Annotated in this window: 17 protein-coding genes and 2 pseudogenes; 9 read left to right on the top strand and 10 right to left on the bottom strand. The window is 66.1% G+C overall.

Annotated features, from left to right (window positions below):
* Window positions 1-231: 231 nt before the first annotated feature.
* Window positions 232-585, top strand: coding sequence for a hydroxyisourate hydrolase (gene uraH, locus PKB_RS16855; protein ID WP_043253268.1), 354 nt, complete (start codon window positions 232-234; stop codon window positions 583-585).
* A 174-nt stretch (window positions 586-759) separates the two neighbouring features.
* Here uraH and PKB_RS16850 read toward each other — a convergent pair whose 3' ends face one another.
* Window positions 760-1386: a LysE family translocator gene (locus PKB_RS16850; RefSeq protein ID WP_043253267.1), complete on the bottom strand. Its 627-nt coding sequence runs from the start codon at window positions 1384-1386 to the stop codon at window positions 760-762.
* A gap of 67 nt (window positions 1387-1453) precedes the next feature.
* Window positions 1454-2800 carry an NCS2 family permease gene (locus PKB_RS16845; protein ID WP_043253266.1) on the bottom strand — a complete coding sequence of 449 codons (1347 nt, stop codon included), beginning with the start codon at window positions 2798-2800 and terminating at the stop codon, window positions 1454-1456.
* 389 nt (window positions 2801-3189) lie between these two features.
* On the opposite strand from PKB_RS16845, the gene PKB_RS16840 reads away from it, so the two are divergent.
* Window positions 3190-3954 carry a GntR family transcriptional regulator gene (locus tag PKB_RS16840; protein WP_043253265.1) on the top strand — a complete coding sequence of 255 codons (765 nt, stop codon included), beginning with the start codon at window positions 3190-3192 and terminating at the stop codon, window positions 3952-3954.
* A gap of 241 nt (window positions 3955-4195) precedes the next feature.
* Here PKB_RS16840 and queD read toward each other — a convergent pair whose 3' ends face one another.
* From queD to norR, 3 genes are all read right to left on the bottom strand, one after another.
* Window positions 4196-4552, bottom strand: a complete 357-nt coding sequence (gene queD / locus PKB_RS16835; protein ID WP_084166663.1) for a 6-carboxytetrahydropterin synthase QueD — start codon at window positions 4550-4552, stop codon at window positions 4196-4198.
* A 114-nt stretch (window positions 4553-4666) separates the two neighbouring features.
* A complete protein-coding gene (locus PKB_RS16830; RefSeq protein WP_043253263.1) occupies window positions 4667-5155 on the bottom strand; it encodes a hypothetical protein in 489 nt (162 codons plus the stop codon).
* Between the two features lie 79 nt (window positions 5156-5234).
* Complete coding sequence (norR, locus tag PKB_RS16825) at window positions 5235-6791, bottom strand: nitric oxide reductase transcriptional regulator NorR (protein WP_043253262.1); 1557 nt, start codon at window positions 6789-6791, stop codon at window positions 5235-5237.
* Between the two features lie 155 nt (window positions 6792-6946).
* Between norR and hmpA the strand changes: the two genes are divergently transcribed.
* Genes hmpA through PKB_RS16810 form a run of 3 tightly spaced genes read left to right on the top strand, consistent with a single transcriptional unit; the run spans window position 6947 to window position 9611 of the window.
* A complete protein-coding gene (gene hmpA / locus PKB_RS16820) occupies window positions 6947-8128 on the top strand; it encodes an NO-inducible flavohemoprotein (RefSeq protein ID WP_043253261.1) in 1182 nt (393 codons plus the stop codon).
* Between the two features lie 51 nt (window positions 8129-8179).
* Window positions 8180-8437: a hypothetical protein gene (locus tag PKB_RS16815; protein WP_043253260.1), complete on the top strand. Its 258-nt coding sequence runs from the start codon at window positions 8180-8182 to the stop codon at window positions 8435-8437.
* Window positions 8424-9611: an NnrS family protein gene (locus tag PKB_RS16810; protein WP_043253259.1), complete on the top strand. Its 1188-nt coding sequence runs from the start codon at window positions 8424-8426 to the stop codon at window positions 9609-9611. Before PKB_RS16815 ends, PKB_RS16810 begins: the two co-directional genes overlap by 14 nt.
* Window positions 9612-9692: 81 nt before the next feature.
* Here the strand turns inward: PKB_RS16810 and PKB_RS16805 are convergent, their stop codons facing one another.
* Complete coding sequence (locus PKB_RS16805; RefSeq protein ID WP_043253258.1) at window positions 9693-10772, bottom strand: patatin-like phospholipase domain-containing protein; 1080 nt, start codon at window positions 10770-10772, stop codon at window positions 9693-9695.
* Window positions 10773-11066: 294 nt separating this feature from the next.
* On the opposite strand from PKB_RS16805, the gene PKB_RS16800 reads away from it, so the two are divergent.
* The 4 genes and pseudogenes from PKB_RS16800 to PKB_RS29635 form a co-directional block, all read left to right on the top strand.
* Window positions 11067-11372, top strand: a complete 306-nt coding sequence (locus PKB_RS16800) for a PepSY domain-containing protein (RefSeq protein ID WP_043253257.1) — start codon at window positions 11067-11069, stop codon at window positions 11370-11372.
* A complete protein-coding gene (locus tag PKB_RS16795; RefSeq protein WP_043253256.1) occupies window positions 11372-12049 on the top strand; it encodes a response regulator transcription factor in 678 nt (225 codons plus the stop codon). Before PKB_RS16800 ends, PKB_RS16795 begins: the two co-directional genes overlap by 1 nt.
* Window positions 12046-13368 carry a sensor histidine kinase gene (locus PKB_RS16790; protein WP_043253255.1) on the top strand — a complete coding sequence of 441 codons (1323 nt, stop codon included), beginning with the start codon at window positions 12046-12048 and terminating at the stop codon, window positions 13366-13368. The genes PKB_RS16795 and PKB_RS16790 overlap by 4 nt, the downstream gene beginning before the upstream one ends.
* Window positions 13369-13636: 268 nt before the next feature.
* Window positions 13637-13816 (top strand): annotated as a pseudogene (locus PKB_RS29635) (IS5/IS1182 family transposase); the annotation flags it as partial.
* 190 nt (window positions 13817-14006) lie between these two features.
* On the opposite strand, the gene PKB_RS30615 reads toward PKB_RS29635, so the two are convergent.
* The 4 genes and pseudogenes from PKB_RS30615 to nuoM all read right to left on the bottom strand — a co-directional run bounded on the left by PKB_RS30615 (window position 14007) and on the right by nuoM (window position 19487).
* Window positions 14007-14762 (bottom strand): methyl-accepting chemotaxis protein, encoded by a 756-nt coding sequence (locus PKB_RS30615; RefSeq protein WP_479687525.1) that lies wholly within the window; start codon window positions 14760-14762, stop codon window positions 14007-14009.
* A 102-nt stretch (window positions 14763-14864) separates the two neighbouring features.
* A pseudogene (locus PKB_RS30610) lies at window positions 14865-15818 on the bottom strand (methyl-accepting chemotaxis protein); the annotation flags it as partial.
* A 665-nt stretch (window positions 15819-16483) separates the two neighbouring features.
* Window positions 16484-17950 (bottom strand): NADH-quinone oxidoreductase subunit NuoN, encoded by a 1467-nt coding sequence (gene nuoN, locus PKB_RS16775; RefSeq protein ID WP_043253252.1) that lies wholly within the window; start codon window positions 17948-17950, stop codon window positions 16484-16486.
* 7 nt (window positions 17951-17957) lie between these two features.
* On the bottom strand, window positions 17958-19487 hold the full coding sequence (gene nuoM / locus PKB_RS16770; protein WP_043253251.1) for an NADH-quinone oxidoreductase subunit M: 1530 nt from the start codon (window positions 19485-19487) through the stop codon (window positions 17958-17960).
* Between the last annotated feature and the right edge of the window lie 5 nt (window positions 19488-19492).

The following is a 19492-nucleotide window of genomic DNA, read 5'->3' as shown; positions in this document are numbered from 1 at the left end:
CGTCTACGCACATCATGGTGGCTGGGCTGCAGCGAAATGGTGCAGCGCTGGATGCGCGGGCGCTGTGCGAGTGCGTGGCGATATTTTTGTATACAATGTTCCGGTGATGTCGTATGGTCCTTCCCATCAACCGCTGCTGCACCGGCCTCAGGCCGTGCGGGGCGTTCCGCAACCGCTAGACATCGAGAGGAGGAAGGCATCGGTCGGTCACACCGGCGATGCCGAGAGCCCATGGGACGTTTGACGACGCATGTACTGGATTCCGCCCACGGCTGCCCTGGCCATGGCATCAAGGTCGAGCTGTACCGCGTGGAAGGCCAGCAGCTGGAGCTGATCGCCACCCGGACGACCAACGACGACGGCCGCTGCGACGAGCCGCTGCTGCAGGGCGAGGACTTCCGCGCCGGGGTCTACCAGCTGCAGTTCAATGCTGGCGACTACTACCGCGCTCGCGGTGTGCAGCTGCCGCAGCCGGCCTTCCTCGACCAGGTGGTGCTGCGCTTCGGCATCGCCTCGGAAAGCGACCACTACCACGTGCCGCTGCTGATTTCGCCATACAGCTATTCGACCTATCGCGGCAGCTAGCCCGCCGCGATACCCGGCTTCCCTCGGACTCTTCGTGGAGTCTTTAACAGCCCGCCTCGATGGCGGGCTTTTTTTTTATGCGCGATGAATAAGCATTCGCAAGCAAGCTCGCTCCTACAGGCGGAGCCGCTTTTGCGTAGGAGCGAGCTTGCTCGCGAACGGGGTGTGACGGGATCAGCGACTGAGCAGCGAAGCCCCGCCTGCCGTAGCGAAGAGCGCAGCGCTGCCACGGTTGAACCAGGCCTGGCCCTTGCCCGAGCGCAGGAAGCGCGCCGCGCCCTGGGCAGTGAGGCCGTAGAACAGCTTGCAGGCGAAGTCGAGGACGGCCCAGGTGAGGATCATCACCAGCAACTGCTGCCACAGCGGATGGTCGGCCTTGAGGAACTGCGGCAGGAAAGCGGCGAAGAACAGGATGTCCTTGGGATTGCTCGCACCCAGGCCGAAGGCTTTCCAGAACAGGCTGCGGAAGCCCGGGTTGACCGGCTGCTCCTCGACGGTGCCGGGCCGCGCCGCGACCCGCGAGGCTTTCCAGCTCTGCCAGGCGAGGTAGAAGAGGTAGAGCGCGCCGAGGGTCTTTAGCACGCTGAACAGCTTTTCGGACGCCAGCAGCAGGGCGCCGAGGCCGAGCGCGGAGGCACTAAGCAGGCAGATCGAGGCGCTGACCCCGCCGAGGAAGGCCGGCAGCGAACGGCGCAGGCCGTAGTTGAGGGTGTTGCTGATCATCAGCAGCGACAGCGGGCCGGGAATCAGGATGACGATCAGGGCGGCGCTGCTGAAGAGCAGCCAGGTTTCCAGGTTCATCGCGGTGCTCTCGCAAATGCAAAGGCCCCGACGCAAGCGCCGGGGCCGGGGAAGGGCTGCGGCCAGACTACAGGAAGATGAACTTGGCTACAAATATCAGGCAGAGTGCATACAGGCTTGGCGTTACATCCTTCTGGCGGCCGGTGAAGACCTTCATCACCACGTAGGTCACGAAGCCCAGGGCGATGCCGTCGGCGACCGAGAAGGTCAGCGGCATCATGATCACGGTGACGATGGCCGGGATGGTCTCGGTGTGTTCCTTCCAGTCGATGTGGGCGAGGCCGCCCATCATCAGCATGGCCACGTAGATCAGCGCGCCGGCGGTGGCGTAGGCGGGGATCATGCCGGCCAGCGGGGCGAAGAACATGGCGGCGATGAACAGTGCGCCGACGGTCACCGCGGTCAGGCCGGTACGGCCGCCGGCGGCGACGCCCGCGGCGCTTTCCACGTAGCTGGTCACCGGCGGTACGCCGAGCACCGCGCCGACCACGCTGGAGGCGCTGTCGGCCTTCATCGCCTTGGACAGGTTCTCGATGCGGCCGTCGTCACGCACCAGGTGTGCGCGCTGCGCCACGCCCATCAGGGTGCCGGCAGTGTCGAACATGTGCACGAAGAGGAAGGCCAGGATCACGCTGACCATGGTCACGTTGAAGGCGCCGGAAATGTCCATGGCCAGGAAGGTCGGCGCCAGGCTCGGCGGCATCGAGAACACGCCGCCGAACTTCACCAGGCCCAGGCCGATGCCGGCCACGGTGACGGTGAGGATGCTGATGAGGATGCCGCCGAACACGCGGCGGTACTCGAGCACGGCGATCATCAGGAAGCAGATCGCCGCCAGCAGCGGGCCGGGCTTGGTCAGGTCGCCGACATGTACCAGGGTCGCCGGGTTGGCTACCACGATGCCGGCGGTCTTCAGGCCGATCAGGCCGAGGAACAGGCCGACACCGGCGCCCATGGCGAAGCGCAGGCTCGGCGGGATGCTGTTGAGCAGCCATTCGCGGATGCGCGAGAAGGTCAGGATCATGAACAGCACGCCGGAGATGAACACCGCGCCCAGCGCGATCTCCCAGCTGTAGTTCATGGTCTTGACCACGGTGTAGGTGAAGAAGGCGTTGAGGCCCATGCCCGGCGCCAGCCCCACCGGCCAGTTGGCGTACAGGCCCATGAGGAAGCAGCCCAGCGCGGCGGCCAGGCAGGTGGCGACGAAGGCGGCGCCGTGGTTCACGCCGGCATCGGCCATGATGTTCGGGTTGACAAATATGATGTAGGCCATGGTGATGAAGGTCGTCAGGCCTGCGGCCAGTTCTGTCTTCACCGTGGTGCCGTGCAGGCTGAGCTTGAACAGGCGTTCGAGCAGGCCGCTGGCGGGTGGGCTAGATGAATAGGCTTGTTGTTCTTGTTTGGTGCTTTCCACAGCGGGTACTCCTCAACGCTTTTGTTGTAGGTCCTTGCCGTCGGCTGGTTCACCTGTCCCTTGCGCAACGGAAGGTTGTGAGGGTTGCGTTTTTCTGACTGAAAGGTCAGGAAATCACGCCGTGGATTATGCGGTTGTATACAAAAAAATCAAATAATGTTTCGTACGTTTTCGAGGCGCCCTTACAAACAATTTCTCAGACGATTTCCTCCGAATCGCCGCCAGGAATGCGTCGGGACTGACGCGTAATGCGGCGAATTCCGCGGCAGAGGGCGGATGCGCGGTACTGGGCGTTTTGTGTACACTGATGGCCATCATTTCGTCGTGCCCGGCGCCCGGTGCGGACAATCGCACCCAGCCGCCGCCCAGCCCACAAGGTTCCGCACCCCATGACCGACCCGTTGCAACAGATCAAGAAGCAGCCGCGCAATGGCAAGAGCCGCACCGGCACGCAGGACGAGATCGTCTACGCGCACATCTTCGACGCCATCCTCGAACAGCGCCTGGCGCCCGGCACCAAGCTGAGCGAAGAGGCCCTGGGGGAAATCTTCGGTGTCAGCCGCACCATCATTCGACGCGCGCTGTCACGCCTGGCTCATGAGCAAGTGGTGCTGCTGCGTCCCAACCGCGGCGCGGTGGTGGCCAGCCCGAGCATCGACGAGGCGCGGCAGATCCTCTTTGCCCGCCGTACCGTCGAGCGCGCCATCACCGAACTGGCCGTGGACAACGCCAGCGCCGAGCCGCTGGCCGAGCTGCGCGAGATGGTGGCGCAGGAACAGGCCAGCTTCGCCCGCGGTGACCGCGGCGCCGGTATCCGCCTGTCCGGCGAGTTCCACCTCAAGCTCGCCGAGATGGCGAAGAACGCCCCGCTGGTGAGCTTCCAGCGCAGCCTGGTGTCGCAGACCTCGCTGATCATCGCCCAGTACGAGGCGGGCGGCCGTTCGCACTGCTCGTTCGACGAGCACAACGAAATCCTCGATGCCATCGAGAAGGGCGAGAAGGAAAAGGCCGTGACCCTGATGATGCACCACATGGCGCACATCGATGACAAGCTGAACCTGGAAGGCGACAGCGCTTCCGGCGACCTGCACGCGGTGTTCTCGCACCTGCTTTCGGGCAAGAAGAAGGGCGGCCGCGCGGCGGGCTCGCGTTAAGCTTCTCGCCCATGAAAGAGCCCCGCTTAGGCGGGGCTCTTTGTTTGGCGTTGGAGAGGTTGCCCTGTAGGAGCGGATCTTATCCGCGAAAATCCCCCACACCGATGCTCCCTGTAGGAGCGCGCCATGCGCGCGATTCGCGGCCATGGGCCGCTCCTACATGTCTTTATCTCTGGCCTGAATGAAAAACGCCGTTTCCCCGAAGGAGAAACGGCGTTTTCGTTTGCCCGGCTCGACGCTATCAGTCGCCGCGATACTCGCAGCCGCTGGTGCAGGTCTCGTGCACGCGTACGCGCGACAGCTCCGGCAGCAGCGGTTTGACCTGTTGCCAGATCCAGCGCGACAGGTTCTCGCTGGTGGGGTTTTCCAGGCCGGGGATATCGTTCAGGTAGTTGTGGTCGAGCTGTTCGTAGATCGGCTTGAAGATCTGCTTGATCTCGGAGAAGTCGCGAATCCAACCGGTGTACGGGTCGACATCGCCCTCGATGTACAGGGCCACGCGGAACGAATGGCCGTGCAGGCGGCCGCACTTGTGGCCCTCCGGCACATGGGGCAGGCGGTGGGCGGACTCGAATACAAACTCTTTGAACAATTCCACGAAGATTGACCTATGAATCAGAAGCCGAAGGCTTGGAGCGGAAAGAGCGGCGCAAATTATACCCGTTTTGTGTACAGGGCAGGGCGCCCGTCTGCCGGCAGGTCGCCCGTGGCCTCAGCGGGTCAGCTGCACCTCGACCTTCTCGCCCTCGCGGACCGTCAGCGTCGACAGCACGAACACGCCCACGGTGGACGGGCCGCTGGTGCCTGAGACTTCCCAGTTCACCTGGCAGGTCAGGTAGTAGCGGCCGGCCGGCACTTGGACGAAGTTGAAGTTGCCATTGCTGTCGGCGCGGACCTGGCGCGTATAGGCACGAGCCCGCGGGTCGGGCGCGGTGATCGGGCGCTGTTCGGTGTAGGCCTGGAGGAGGGGCTTCATGTAGTCGGTCGCCGGGATCAGCGAGACTTCCTGGCCGGCCGCCGGCTTGATGTTGCCGGCGCGGTTCTTGGCGAAGGCGCGGCCGCTGACGTGCGCGGTGCCGTAGGTGGCGAGCGCCTGGTACTCGGCCGCGGGGAACTCGCCGTAGTCGATCGGGCGGCCGCGATTGGGCGAGATGCAGCCCGTCAGGGCGAGTACGGCGAGGAACACGACAAGCTGACGCATGGACCTTCTCCTCGGGCTGGTTGCCGCACGCCGGTGGGTGAATGCTGCGGCCTGCCGGAAAAGATAGCCGATGCCCGGTCTATTTCAGGTCCAGCCGCCGGGCCAGGCGATTCAGGTTCGCCCGGTCGACGCCCAGCTCTCGAGCAACGGCCGCCCAGTTGCCTGAATGGCGTTGCAGGCTGGCGGCGATCAGCTGGCGCTGGAAGGCGTCCAGCGCCGGGCGCAATTCGCCGGCCGCTGCCGGTACGCTGAGGCGCGGCAGCTCATCGTTGGGACCAACGGGCGCAGGCAGGGCCTGTTCGAGGTCCAGGTCGCTGCTTTCCAGCGTCAGGATGCGCGGTCGCTCGGGGCTCGCCGCCAGGGCCTTGAGCGAGGCGCGGCCGATCAGGTGCTCCAGTTCGCGGACGTTGCCCGGCCAGGGGTAGGCGAGCAGCGCGGCCTGGGCTTGTGCGCTCAGGCGCAGGCTACGCAGGCCGAGGCGCGGGCGGTTCTGTTCGAGGAAGTAGCCGGCCAGCAGGAGGATGTCGTTGCCCCGTTCGCGCAGCGCCGGCACGCGCAACGGGTAGACGCTCAGGCGATGGTAGAGGTCGGCGCGGAAGCGTCCGGCGCGCACTTCTTCGGCCAGGTCGCGGTTGGTCGCGGCGATCAGGCGCACATCCACATGGTGCTCGCGATCCGAGCCCAGGCGCTGCAATTGGCCGCTCTGCAGCACGCGCAGCAGCTTGGCCTGGATCGCCAGCGGCAGCTCGCCCACTTCGTCGAGGAACAGGGTGCCGCCGTCGGCCAGTTCGAACTTGCCGCGGCGCTCGCCGACCGCGCCGGAGAAGGCGCCACGGACGTGGCCGAAGAGCTCGCTCTCCACCAGGGTTTCCGGCAGCGCCGCGCAGTTCAGGCTGACCAGCGGCTGGGCGTGGCGCAGCGACTGCTGGTGGATCGCCTGGGCCACCAGCTCCTTGCCGACGCCGGTCTCGCCGGTGACCAGCACGCTGAGGTCGCTGCCGGCGACCAACTGGATTTCGTCGACCAGCTGGCGGTGCGCCGGGCTCTGCCCGATCAGCTCGCGCGGGGTTTCGCCGGCGGCGCGCTGGTAGGCATCGGCGCGCTGCTGTTCCTGCTCGGCGCGGCGGGTCAGGTCGAGCATGCGCTGGTTGGCCTTGACCGTGGCGGCCGCCAAGCTGGCGAAGGCCTGCAGGTTGTCCAGGTCGCCACCGGAGAAGCGTCCGGGCTCCAGGGCGTCGAGGGTCAGCAGGCCCCAGGGCTGTTCGTCGAGGTACAGCGGGCAGCCCATGCAGTCGTGCACTTCGAGGTGGCCATGGACACCTTCCACCAGACCGTCATAAGGGTCGGGCAGGCCGCAGTCGGCGCCGAACAGCGTCGGCTCCGGGCGCTCGAGCAGGGCCCGCAGGCGCGGGTGCTCGGCAATCTTGAAGCGGCGGCCGAGGGTGTCCGGACTCAGCCCGTCCACGGCCAGCGGCACCAGTTGTTCGCCTTCCAGGCGCAGCAGCGCGCTGGCATCGCAGGGCAGCAGCTGGCGCAGCGCTTCCAGCAAGCGGCGATAGCGCTCCGCTTCAGGCAGTTCGCGCGACAGGTCGTCGACCAGGGGGAGCAGGGTGGCGAGCAGCGGGTTGCTGGTCATTTTGACCTCGTGCAGTCGAATTGACTCGAAATGGCGCGGGTCATTATGACCTCTTCTCGTCTGGAAGTCCCGTAAATACTGGCTCGCACGGATGGCACGGTTCCTGAAACAGCACAGGCAGACCCCAACCCGTCTTGCGCTCCAAGGAGATACGCATGCTGTCCCAAGAACACCGCACCCTGATCAAGGCCACCGTCCCGCTGCTGGAAACCGGCGGTGAAGCCCTGACCCAGCACTTCTACAAGATGATGCTGAGCGAATATCCCGAAGTGCGTCCGCTGTTCAACCAGGCCCACCAGGCCTCCGGCGACCAGCCGCGCGCCCTGGCCAACGGCGTGTTGATGTATGCCCGTCACATCGACGAGCTGGAGCAACTCGGCCCGCTGGTGGCGCAGATCGTCAACAAGCATGTCGCCCTGCAGATCCTGCCGGAACACTATCCGATCGTTGGTGCCTGCCTGCTGCGCGCCATCCGTGAAGTGCTCGGCGCGGAAATCGCCACCGACGCGGTGATTGCCGCCTGGGCCGCGGCCTACCAGCAACTGGCCGACATCCTGATCGGCGCCGAGGAATCCGCCTACGCCAAGAACGAGGCCGATAAGGGCGGCTGGCGCGGCGCCCGCCGTTTCCGTGTCACCGGCAAGGTGGCCGAGAGCGAGGAAATCACTTCCTTCTACCTGCAGCCGGTCGATGGCGGTGCGCTGCTCGACTTCCAGCCCGGCCAGTACATCGGTCTGCGTCTGGTGCTGGACGGCGAGGAAGTGCGCCGCACCTATTCGCTGTCGGCTCCGGCCAACGGCCGCGAGTACCGCATCAGCGTCAAGCGCGAGCCCGAAGGCAAGGTCTCCAACTACCTGCATGACGAACTTCACGAAGGCGACGAGCTGGACCTGTTCCCGCCGGCCGGCGAATTCGTCCTGCGCGACAGCGACAAGCCGGTTGCCCTGATCACCGCCGGTGTCGGCATCACCCCGGCGCTGGCCATGCTGCAGCGCGCGCTGGATGCCGGCCGCGTGGTGCACTTCATCCACTGTGCCCGCCACGGCGGCGTGCACGCCTTCCGCGAGTTCATCGAGCGCCAGGCGAGCAAGCACCCGCAGCTACTGCACTTCTTCTGCTACAGCGAACCGCGTGAAACCGACCAGGCGCATGCCGAGGGCTTCCTCAGCCAGCAACTGCTGGGCGAGTGGCTGCCGGCCGAGCGCGACCTGGACGCCTACTTCCTCGGTCCCAAACCCTTTATGGCCCAGGTGAAACGCCACCTGCGCGAGCTGGGCGTGCCCGAGGCGCAGAGCCACTACGAGTTCTTCGGCCCGGCCAGCGCGCTGGAGGCCTGATGCAATGCCGGCCGGCCCAATTGGGCCGGCCATCCTTACCGGAGGTGTGTGATGAAAGGCTTCTTCGCTTGTCCGCAACGCAACCTGAGTCATTCCAGCAGCCTGCTCTGCGCGGGTGTCGCCATGCTGCTGGGTGGGATCTTCGGCGCCTATTTCATCGACCAGTACCTGGCGCTGCCGGCCCTGGTCGCGGCCCACGGCCTCACCATCCTCGGTCCGACTTCGATCAAGCTTGGCTACGTGCTGCGCCTGATCGCCCAGCGCCAGATGCGCGAGCCTCAGTGGGAGCAGTGCTGTGCTGTTGCTTGATCGCCGTGTGCTGCTGGCGATCCCGCCGCTGTGGCGGCTGGGCTTTCGCCCCTTCTTCCTGGGTGGCGCGCTGTTCGCCGCTCTCGCGGTGCCGCTCTGGCTCGCCGCGCTCTTCGGTTTGCCGGGTTGGCAGCCGCTGGGCGGATGGCTGGGCTGGCATCGCCACGAAATGGTGTTCGGCTTCGCGCTGGCGATAGTCGCCGGATTCCTGCTTACCGCCGTGCAGAATTGGACCGGGCGGCCGGGGCTGAATGGCTCGCCGCTGCGCGTCCTGGCCGGCCTCTGGCTGGCGGCTCGGTTGGTCTGGCTATTTGGCGCACCCTGGTGGCTGGCGGCGGTACTGGAACTGGCCTTCGCGCCGGCCCTGGCCTGGTTCGTCGGCCGCAGCCTGGTGCAGGTGCGCCAGGTTCGAAACTACCCGGTGCTGGCCGTTCTTCTGATGTTCACCTTGGCCGATGCCGAAGTCATGGCCGGATTGGCCAGCGGCAACGAGACCTGGCAACGCGGCGGCGTGTTCGCTGCGCTCTGGCTGGTGGCGGCGCTGATGACGCTGATCGGCGGGCGGGTGATTCCCTTCTTCACCCAGCGCGGCCTTGGGCGCACGGCGCAGGTGCCGGCCTGGCCGTGGCTGGACTGGGTGCTGTTCCTCGGCACTTTGCTGCTCGCGCTGCTGAGTGCGCTGGGCCTGACGCTGCAGCCGGGCCCGTTACTGGCGCCGTTGTTCGGCCTGTTGGCAACCGGTCATCTGCTGCGCCTGGGGCGCTGGTACGACCGCGACCTCTGGCGCGTGCCGCTGCTCTGGTCGCTGCACCTGGCCTATGCCTGGATGGCCGTAGCGCTGGTCGGTCTGACGCTCTCGGCGCTGTCGTTCGGCATTCCGTCGAGCCTGCCGCTGCACGCGCTGACACTGGGCGGCATCGGCGGACTGATCCTCGCCATGATCGCCCGCGTCACCCTCGGCCATACCGGCCGTGCGCTACAACCACCGGCGGCGATGGGGTGGGCCTTCGCCTTGCTCAACCTTGGCGTGGCGGCGCGGGTGCTGCTGGTGCCCTGGATGCCGCTGGCCGGCCTGATACTCGCGGCGCTTTGCTGGGCCTCGGCCTTCCTGGTCTTCGCCTGGTACTACGGGCCGATGCTGTGGTCCGCCCGTGCGGATGGGCAGCCGGGGTAGAGATGGTTCGCGAGCAAGCTCGCTCCTACAGTCGCCGCGAATGGCGCTTTGCGTAGGAGCGAGCTTGCTCGCGAACAAAATTCAGAGCGGTTGCAGGTGCTCGCCCAGCCGCCCGCCATCGACCAGTTCGAGGAACTCGTCGCCCATCCGCCGGCTCTCTTCCATCGCCTTGTTCCAGTAGCGCTGGCGTCCGGCGTCATCGCCCAGGTAGCGCTTGAAGTCCTTGCGATCCGGCAGCTTGCCGTGGGGCAGGCGAGCCAGGTATTCGCGCGACGGAGCGAGCAGCAGCACATCCTGCAGGCGACCGGCGTCGCCGCGGCGCCACGGCAGGCCCTTGTCGAACCAGCCGGGGATGACCTTGTCGGTGAAGTGCGGGTAGAGCACCACGTCGCCGCCCTGGTAGGGCAGGTCCAGGTGATAGTCGAGCAGGCCACCGTCGCGGTAGGTGCCCGGGCCGACACCGGGGATGTCGCGCACGCCCTGCATCACCATGGGGATGGAGCCGGAAGCGAGCAGCGCGTGGCGCAGGTTGCCGACGTCCAGCGGCAGGCAGCGCGAGGGGAAGTCGCGTAGCGCTTCCAGCGGCGGAGCCAGGCGCGCGTCGTGCAGGATGACCCGCTCGAAGTGGCGATGCAGATGGCGGCGGCCGAGCAGGTTGTCGCGAATCACCGCGCCCAGCCCTAGACCAAGAGTGCCTTTGGCGTCGTCAGCGAGTCGGCCGTGACTCTTCACCACCACCACGTTGAGCCGGTAGTGCGGGTTGGCCAGGACCTGGGCGTCCTGGCCGTCGAGCAGGTCGTCGAGCATGCGCGTGCAACTGGCGGAAACCTCGAAGATGTCGGCGTTGCGCGAGAAGCACTGCTGCGTATAGAGCTCGCCGAGCCGGCGGATGCCTCGCGCGGCATCCGGCAGGCAGGCGCTGGCGAAGCGCCAGGAGCCGATGGAGGCGCCGATCAGCGAGCGCTCGCGCGGCGCGCGTGGCAGCCAGTCGCCGAACAGAGCGAGGTCGAGCCCCTGGATGCCCAGTGCCTTGGGTCCGCCGGCGGCGCCGGGGAGGATGCCGACATCGGCCGGCGCCAGGCCGTTCTCGCGGATGCGGCGCAAGGCGCGGGCACCGGCCTTGAGGGTGAGGGCGGGGGACTTGATGTGGATGGCGGTCATGCGGGCTCTCTCCGGCGAGCCGCGAATTATAAACGCAGGCCCAGGAACACTAGGAAACTTCACACCGTGAATGAGGCCGCTGCCGGCATTCAGGTTGGTTTAATACCCTCCGGCTAGGCTGCGCACAGTGGAATTCTGTGGGAATCATCTGGTGAAATTACTGACATCCGCGATCGTCGCCTCGCTGGCGGGCGCATCCCGCCGGTCCGCGTGGGCCTGCGCCAGGGTGTACGATTGCGCGCTCGAAACGGACGTGGCGGGCGGCAATCTGCCCCAGGATCGACAGGACCTTCGATGACCTATCCTCTGCGATACGCGCTCTGCGCCGCCTTGCTCTGCAGCGGCTCGGCGTTGGCCCGCGACCTGAGCCAGGACGAGGCCCTGAGCCTGGCACGCGAGGGTGTGATCCAGCCCTTCGAGGCGATATTGCCGCGTGCGCAGACACTCTATCCCGGCTCGCGGATGCTGGAGGCGGAACTGGATCGCGAGCACGACTCCTACGTCTACGAGATCGAGCTGCTGACCTCCGGCGGCGTGGTGCGCGAACTGAAACTGGATGCCCGCGACGGGCGCATCCTCTCGGATAAGGAAGACGACTGATGCGCCTGCTGCTGGTGGAAGACCATGTGCCCCTCGCCGATGAACTGCTCGCCGGGCTGACGCGCCAGGGCTACGCGGTGGATTGGCTGGCCGACGGCCGCGACGCCGCGGTGCAGGGCGCCAGCGAGCCTTACGACCTGATCATCCTCGACCTCGGCCTGCCCGGCCGGCCGGGCCTAGATGTGCTGCGCGAGTGGCGTTCGCAAGGGATCGCGGTGCCGGTGCTGATCCTCACCGCGCGCGGCTCCTGGGCCGAGCGCATCGACGGGCTGAAAGCCGGCGCCGACGACTACCTGACCAAACCCTTCCATCCCGAGGAGCTGTTCCTGCGCATCCAGGCGCTGTTGCGGCGGGCCCATGGCGTGGCCAACCAGGCGCAACTCGAAGCCGGCGGCCTGAGCCTGGACGAGTCGCGCCAGTGCGTGCTGCAGGATGGGCGGGAGATCGACCTGACCTCGGCGGAGTTCCGCCTGCTGCGCTACTTCATGCTGCATCCCGGCCAACTGCTGTCCAAAGGGCACCTGGCCGAGCACCTCTACGACGGCGAGACCGAGCGCGACTCCAATGTCATCGAGGTGCACGTCAATCACCTGCGCCGCAAGCTCGGCCGCGAGATCATCGAGACCCGCCGTGGCCAGGGCTATCGCTTCGCCGGCAACAGCGGGGGCGTGGCTTGATTTCCATCCAGCGGCGCCTGGGCTTCGGCCTCGCCGCGGTATTGCTGGTAGTCGGCCTGGTCCTCGCACAGACCGGCCTGTGGCTGTTCGACCAGGGGCTGCGGCAGTACCTGGCCAACGGCCTGCAGGACGAGGCGCAGAGTCTGTTGGTGGCGATCGCCCGTGGACCGACGGGGCCGCAACTGGACCCGCAGCGGGTCGATGCTGCCTATGAGCGGCTGTTTTCCGGGCGCTACTTCCAGATCCATTACGGCCAGACCGACCTGCGTTCGCGCTCGCTCTGGGACCATGAACTCAAGGTGCAGGACCGCCCCGGCCTAAGCGCGGGCCTGGTCAAGGGCCCCGAGGGCCAGCGCCTGCTGGTCTACCGCGGCGACTACCGGCGTTTCGGCTACGACCTGCAGATCAGCGTGGCGCAGGACTACACGCCGATCCTCAAGAGCTTCAAGCGCCTGCGCAATTTCGGCCTGGGCGCCGGCGCGCTGGCGCTGCTGCTGATCCTGTTCTTCCAGCGCCTGGCGGTGCGCCGCGCCTTGCGCCCATTGGAGCAGGTGCGCCAGCAGATCGCGCAGCTGCAGGAGGGCCAGCGCAGCCAGCTCGATACCCAGGTGCCGGAAGAGCTCGAGCCGCTGGTACAGCAGGTCAACCACCTGCTGCAGCACACCGAGGACACCCTCAAACGCTCGCGCAATGCGCTGGGCAATCTCGGCCATGCGCTGAAGACGCCGCTCGCCGTTCTGATCAGCCTCGCGGATCGCGACGAGTTGCGTACCCAGCCGGAACTGCGGCGGGTATTGCAGGAGCAGCTGGAGCAGATCGACCAGCGCCTGGCCCGCGAACTGGGCCGCGCGCGCCTGGTCGGCGAGGCGCTGCCGGGCGCGCACTTCGACTGCGACGCCGAGCTGCCGAGCCTGCGCGAGATGCTGCAGCTGATCCACGGCCAGCAGCTGCGCATCGATTGCCAGTCGGCGCCGGGCCTGCGCCTGCCGTTCGACCGCGAGGACCTGCTGGAGCTGCTCGGTAACCTGCTGGACAACGCCTGCAAATGGGCCGCTGGCGAAGTGCGCCTGCGCGTGGAGAAGGGCGCCGACAATTACCTGCTGCAGGTGGATGACGACGGCCCGGGGATCGCCGCGGACCAGCGCGAGAGCGTGCTGGAACGCGGCACCCGGCTGGATGAGCAGGTGGCCGGCCACGGTCTGGGGCTGGGTATCGCTCGCGATATCGCCGAGGCCTGCGGCGGCAAGCTCCTGCTGGAAAGCAGCGAGCTGGGCGGTTTGCGGGTGCGGGTGGTGTTGCCAAGGCGGGCAGCGGCGTAGGGCTTATAACGCTCCGCGTTATACGCCGTTCGACCTTGGTTGCCGGTCTGCTCGGAGATGAACTTGGCGGTGTTGGATGTGCCAGGTTCGGCCACGGCGTTACCGATACGCGAGGTGAGGCAGCGTATATCCGCGAACGGTTATACGCTCTTCGCCAAGCCCACCTCTGGAAAGAACAAGGCCGGCATATCAGACCGTGTGAAAACCTAGCGGTCTGAGTGCAAGCCAAAGACAATGCCCGTATCGATCGATACGGGCATTGTCGTTCATGGGCTATATCCGCGGTGAAGGGCGTGGTCAGGGCAGCTTGTTTCCGGTGTCGCTGGATGAGTTGCTCCCTGAAGAACATCTGGTCCGCGTGATCGAGGCCTATGTGGCACGACTGGATCTGCGGCGACTTGGCTTCAGCAAGGCGCAGGCGAGCAAGGTTGGACGCCCGGCCGGAGATGATGGCCAAGCGCCGGGCGATCGTCGAACACCCCTCCGGTAACCTGAAACAGTGGGTATTCGGCGCGCGTCGCCTGATCGAGTTGATGGGCTGATCCCTCCGAAAAACAAACGCCCCGAACCAGTCGGGGCGTTTGTTTTGCCTTGCTCACAGCGTTTTTTCACACGGCCTGATCAGCGGGCCTTTTCGTTTACACGCGGAACTGCCCCATCAACCCCTGCTGATGGTTGGCCAATTCGTTCAGCGACTGGCTGATCTGCGCCGATTCCTGCGCCTGGCCGGACAGCGATTCGGTGACGTCGCGAATGCCCGCCACGTTGCGGTTGATCTCCTCGGCCACCGCGCTCTGTTCCTCGGCGGCGCTGGCGATCTGCAGGTTCATGTCGTTGATCACGCCCACCGCATCGCCGATGCGTTGCAGCGCGGCGACCGCCTGCTCGACCTGGCTGACGCTGCCCTGCGCCAGCTGGTGGCTGCTGTGCATCGCGCCGACCACTTCGCGGGTGCCATTCTGCAGGCCTTCGATGACCTGGCGGATTTCTTCCACCGAATCCTGGGTGCGCTTGGCGAGGTTGCGGACCTCGTCGGCGACCACCGCGAAACCGCGACCGGCCTCGCCAGCACGGGCCGCTTCGATGGCCGCGTTGAGCGCCAGCAGGTTGGTCTGCTCGGCGATCGCACGGATCACTTCCAGCACCGAACCGATCTGCTCGCTGCTCGACGCCAGCCCCTGGACCTGGCTCATCGCCTGGGTCATGTCGGCGGCCAGGCTGTCGATCACCTGGGTGGTCTGCTGGATCACCGACAGGCCATCGCGAGTGGCACCGTCAGCGCCGCGTGCGGCGTCGGCGGCCATGGCTGCGCTGTTGGCCACGTCGTGGGCGGTGGCGCTCATTTCCTGGGACGCGGTGGCGACCTGCTCGATCTCGCGGAACTGCTGCTGCATGCCAGCGCTGGTCTGGGTCGACAGTGCGGCGGACTGGTCGGCAGTGGCGCGGGCATCCTGCACCGAGGCCTTCACGTCGCGGATGATCGGTTGCAGCTTGTCGAGGAAGCGGTTGAACCAGCCGGCCAGCTCGCCGAGTTCGTCCTGGCCCTGGTACTTCAGGCGCTGGGTCAGGTCGCCCTCGCCGCTGGCGATGTCGCGCAGCATTCCGGCCACGCCGAGGATCGGGCGGGTCACACCACGGGCGGTCAGCCAGACCAGCAGCAGGCCGAGGAGGGCGGCGAGCAGGCCGAGGCCGAGTTCTATGGCGGTGCCTTGGGTGCGTTGTTCGTCGAGCTCGCTTTGCAACTTCAGCGCCGGACCTTGCAAGGCTTTCAGTGGCACGTCGATCAGCACGGCCCAGGGCTGCGCCTCGGGAATCGGCTTGAGCGGTTGCAGAGCGCGCAGTTCTTCGTCGTGGGTGAGCACTTGTGCGTGGTTGGCGGCCATCGCCTGCAGCAGCTCGCTGCCCTGACCGGGATAGATGTCCTGCAGCTTCTTGCTCAGCTTGCCGGCATCGGCGCTGTAACCGGCGAGCAGGCCGGAGGCGCTGACGATGGCCACGCGGCTCTGGCCTTCATAGAGCTCCTCGCTGCCTTGCTTGGCGATCTCCTGCAGGCGGTCGAGGGCGATGTCCACACCCAGTACGCCAACCAGCTTGCCGTCGACGAGCAATGGCAGGGCGATACTGGTCATGAGGATCTTGCGGCCGCCGACTTCGTCGACGTAGGGCTCGAGCACACAGGCCTTGTTGCCGGCTTTCGGGCAGGTGTACCAGGCGTTGTAGGCGGCGCCGCTCGGGCCGGGGCTGGTGTCGGCGAGCATGGATTCGCTCATGTTGTCGGCTTCCAGCTTGCCCACGGTGGCCTGGGACCAGTAGAGCGAGAAGCGGCCTTTCTCATTGGAGCCATTGGCGCTTTGCCCGGCGAAGGGGGCGTCTGCTCCGTCCAGGGCATCCGGCTCGAAGGCGACATACAGCCCCAGCAGTTCGGGGTTGGCAGCCACGGCTTCCTGCATCTGCCGGGCAAGCTCCTCACGCAGCACCTGTGGGGCGAGACCGCGCTGGGTAGCCGTCTGGCGCAGTGCCAAGGCCTGTCGCGAGAAGGACTGCGCGTAGCGGTAGGCATCCATGAAATAGCGCTGAATGCGCATCGCCTGGATTTCGCCGCGGGCGCGCAGCCGGGCTTCGGCGGCATTGCCCAGCATGTGCGTGCTGGATTCCTTCACCAGCTCGGTACTGTGCTGCATGCGATAGACCGAGAGGCCGGCGAGCAGCGATACCACGCCGAGGAGGCAGAGACCGGAGAGGAGGGTGATCTTCCACTGGATGGAGAAGCGGCGAGACAGCATGGGAGCGTCCTTCCATGGGGAAAGTGGGGGTGGTGTCAGCTTATCGGCGCTTGTGCGCTTTTCTTTACAGTTATTTGCGGATTGCCGGCAATTTTTTGTCGGGCAGTTGGTGGGGTGTGCGCTAGAGGCCTTATGGCGCTTCGCCATGACGCTCCTTTCGGGCGCTGGGGTGTGCGTTCAGGCTATCCGGGAGTGAACGATTTGTTGAACAGTAGTAAAGGAGCAAGAGCCTCCCTGCATCATCCTTTGCAACTGGCTGCTCGCGTGAGCGCCTATCGAGCGGGCAATAAAAAACCCCGCCGAGGCGGGGTTTTCATCGTCGCTTGTGGCTATCAGCCGGCGGCGAGCAGGGTCAGACCCGATTGCTGCAGCAGGTGCAGCAGCGGTTGCGGGTAGACGCCGAGCAGCACGGCCAGCAGGGCGATGGCTACCAGCATGATGCCGCCGGCGCGCTGGCCCCAGTTCAGCGGAGCGTCGTGGCGCTTGAGGTTCGGCTCGACCAGGAACAGGGTGACCATGACGCGCAGGTAGTAGAACAGGCCGATGGCGCTGCCCAGTACCAGGGAACCGACCAGCCACCACAGGTGCGCTTCGACGCCGCTGGTGATCACGTAGAACTTGCCGATGAAGCCGGCGGTCAGCGGGATGCCGGCCAGGGACAGCATCATCACGGTCAGCACGGCGGTCAGCACCGGACGGCGCCAGAACAGGCCGCGGTACTCGAACAGGGCATCGGCGTCGCGGCCGCTGTACGGAGTGGACATCAGGGTGACCACGCCGAAGGCGCCCAGCGAGGTGACCACGTAGGTGGTCAGGTACACGCCCACCGCTTCCACGGCCAGACCGTTGCTCGCCACCACGGCGATCAGCAGGTAGCCGAAGTGAGCGATGGACGAGTAGCCGAGCAGACGCTTGATGTTGCTCTGGGTCAGCGCCAGCAGGTTGCCGACCAGGATCGAGGCAACGGCGATGACTGCCAGGGCAGTGTGCAGCAGGCCGCTGTGCAGGGCCGCCGGAGCGATCTGGAACAGACGCAGGAGCACGGCGAAGACCGCGACCTTGGAGGCGGTGGCGAGGAAGGCTGCCACCGGCGCCGGGGCGCCTTCATAGACGTCCGGGGTCCACAGGTGGAAGGGCGCCAGCGACAGCTTGAAGCCCAGGCCGACGATCATCATGCCGACGCCGATGGTCAGCAGCGGACCGTGCACGGTGCCTTCGGCCAGTTGAGCGCCCAGACCGGCGAAGGTCAGGGTGCCCGACTCGGCGTAGAGCATGGCCATGCCGAACAGCAGGAAGGCGGAGCCGGCGGCGGACAGTACGGTGTACTTGATGCCGGCTTCCAGGCTGCGACGGTTGAAGAAGGCATAGGCGACCATGCCGTAGACCGGCACCGACAGCAGCTCCAGGCCGATGAACAGGCCGGCCAGGTTCTGCGCCGCTACCAGCACCAGGCCGCCCGCGGTGGACAGCAGCAGGAGCAGGTAGAGCTCTTCGCGGTTCCCCGGGTAGCTCTCCATGTAGGCATGGGCGAGGGTCGAGCAGGCGAGGGCGGCGACCAGGATCAACGCCGAGTAAAACAGGGCGAAGTTATCGATCTGCATCAATTCGGTGACGGCGATCGGGGTGGCCTTGACCGCCCAGAAGATCGAGACCAGCGCCAGGTTCAGGCCGATCACAGTGAGGGTGCTGATCAGCTGGTGATTGCGTTTCCAGGCAACTGCCAGCATCACCACCACCAGGGTGGCGCTGGTGATGAGCAGCGGCAGGAGCGCGATGAAGTGTTGGATCGTGAAGGTCATTTCGCGACTACCGTGCGGCAAGGGTGGAAAGGGCGGAGTCGAACCATTGCTGCACACCGTGCATGGTGGCGGCGGAGGTATCGAGTACCGGCTGCGGGTAGATGCCGAGCAGGACCAGCAGGGCGGCGAGGCCCAGCACCATGCTCAGCTCGCGGAAGTTCAGGCCGGCGATCGGCGTGTCCGCCTTCGACGGGCCGAAGTAGGCGCGGTGGATCATGATCAGCGAGTAGACCGAACCGAACACCAGGCCGAAGGTGGCGATGACGATGGTCCAGGTCCAGGTCTTGAAGGTGCCCAGCAGGATCAGGAACTCGCCGACGAAGTTGCCGGTACCCGGCAGGCCCAGCGACGCGGTGGCGAAGAACAGGGCCACGGCCGGCAGGTACGGGATACGCGACCACAGGCCGCCCATCTTGCGCATGTCACGGGTGTGCAGGCGCTCGTACAGCTGGCCGCACAGGATGAAGAGCGCGGCAGCGGAGAGGCCGTGGGCGATCATCTGCACCACGACGCCCTGCAGCGCCTGCGGGCTGCCGGAGAAGATGCCGATCATCACGAAGCCCATGTGCGACACGCTGGAGAAGGCCACCAGGCGCTTGATGTCGGTCTGGGCGAAGGACAGCAGGGCACCGTAGAAGATACCGATCAGACCCAGGGTCATGGCGATGGGCGCGAACTCGGCCGACGCGTTCGGGAACAGCGGCAGAGCGAAGCGGATCAGGCCGTAGGCAGCGGTCTTCAGCAGGATGCCGGCCAGGTCCACGGAACCGGCGGTCGGCGCCTGGGCGTGGGCATCGGGCAGCCAGGAGTGCACCGGAACCACCGGCATCTTCACCGCGAAGGCGACGAAGAAGCCGAGCATCAGCAGCCACTCGACGTGGGCGCTCATCGGGGTCTTCAGCAGTTCGGCGTAGTTGAAGGTCAGCACGCCGGTGGCGTTGTAGTGCACCAGGACCAGGGCGACGATCGCCACCAGCATCACCAGGCCGCTGGCCTGGGTGAAGATGAAGAACTTGGTGGCGGCGTAGATGCGGGTCTTCTTGCCATCGTCCGAGCTATGACCCCAGAGCGCGATGAGGAAGTACATCGGCACCAGCATCATTTCCCAGAAGAAGAAGAACAGGAACATGTCGACGGCCAGGAACACGCCGATCACGCCACCCAGAATCCACAGCAGGTTCAGGTGGAAGAAACCGACGCGACGCTGGATCTCGTTCCACGAGCAGAGGACCGACAGCACACCGAGCAGACCGGTCAGGGCGACCATCAGCAGGGACAGGCCGTCCATTGCCAGATGGATGCTGATACCGAAACGCTCGATCCAGCCGATGTGGAACTCCGCGGTCCACTGCGGCGCGCCGCCGGGGGCGGGCGCCAGGTGGAAGTCGCCGGTGTGCCACAGCCACAGGCTCAGGGCCAGGGTCAGCGACATCGACGCCAGCGCGACCCAGCGGGGCAGGGACTTGCTGGTGTATTCGGCGATCCAGCAGAAGAAGCCGCCGATGAAGGGGATCAGGATTAGCCAGGGCAGAATCATGACGG

Origin of the sequence: Pseudomonas knackmussii B13 (assembly GCF_000689415.1) — a bacterium.
Classification (GTDB): Bacteria; Pseudomonadota; Gammaproteobacteria; order Pseudomonadales; family Pseudomonadaceae; genus Pseudomonas; species Pseudomonas knackmussii.
This window is presented reverse-complemented; position numbering and strand designations above follow the sequence as displayed.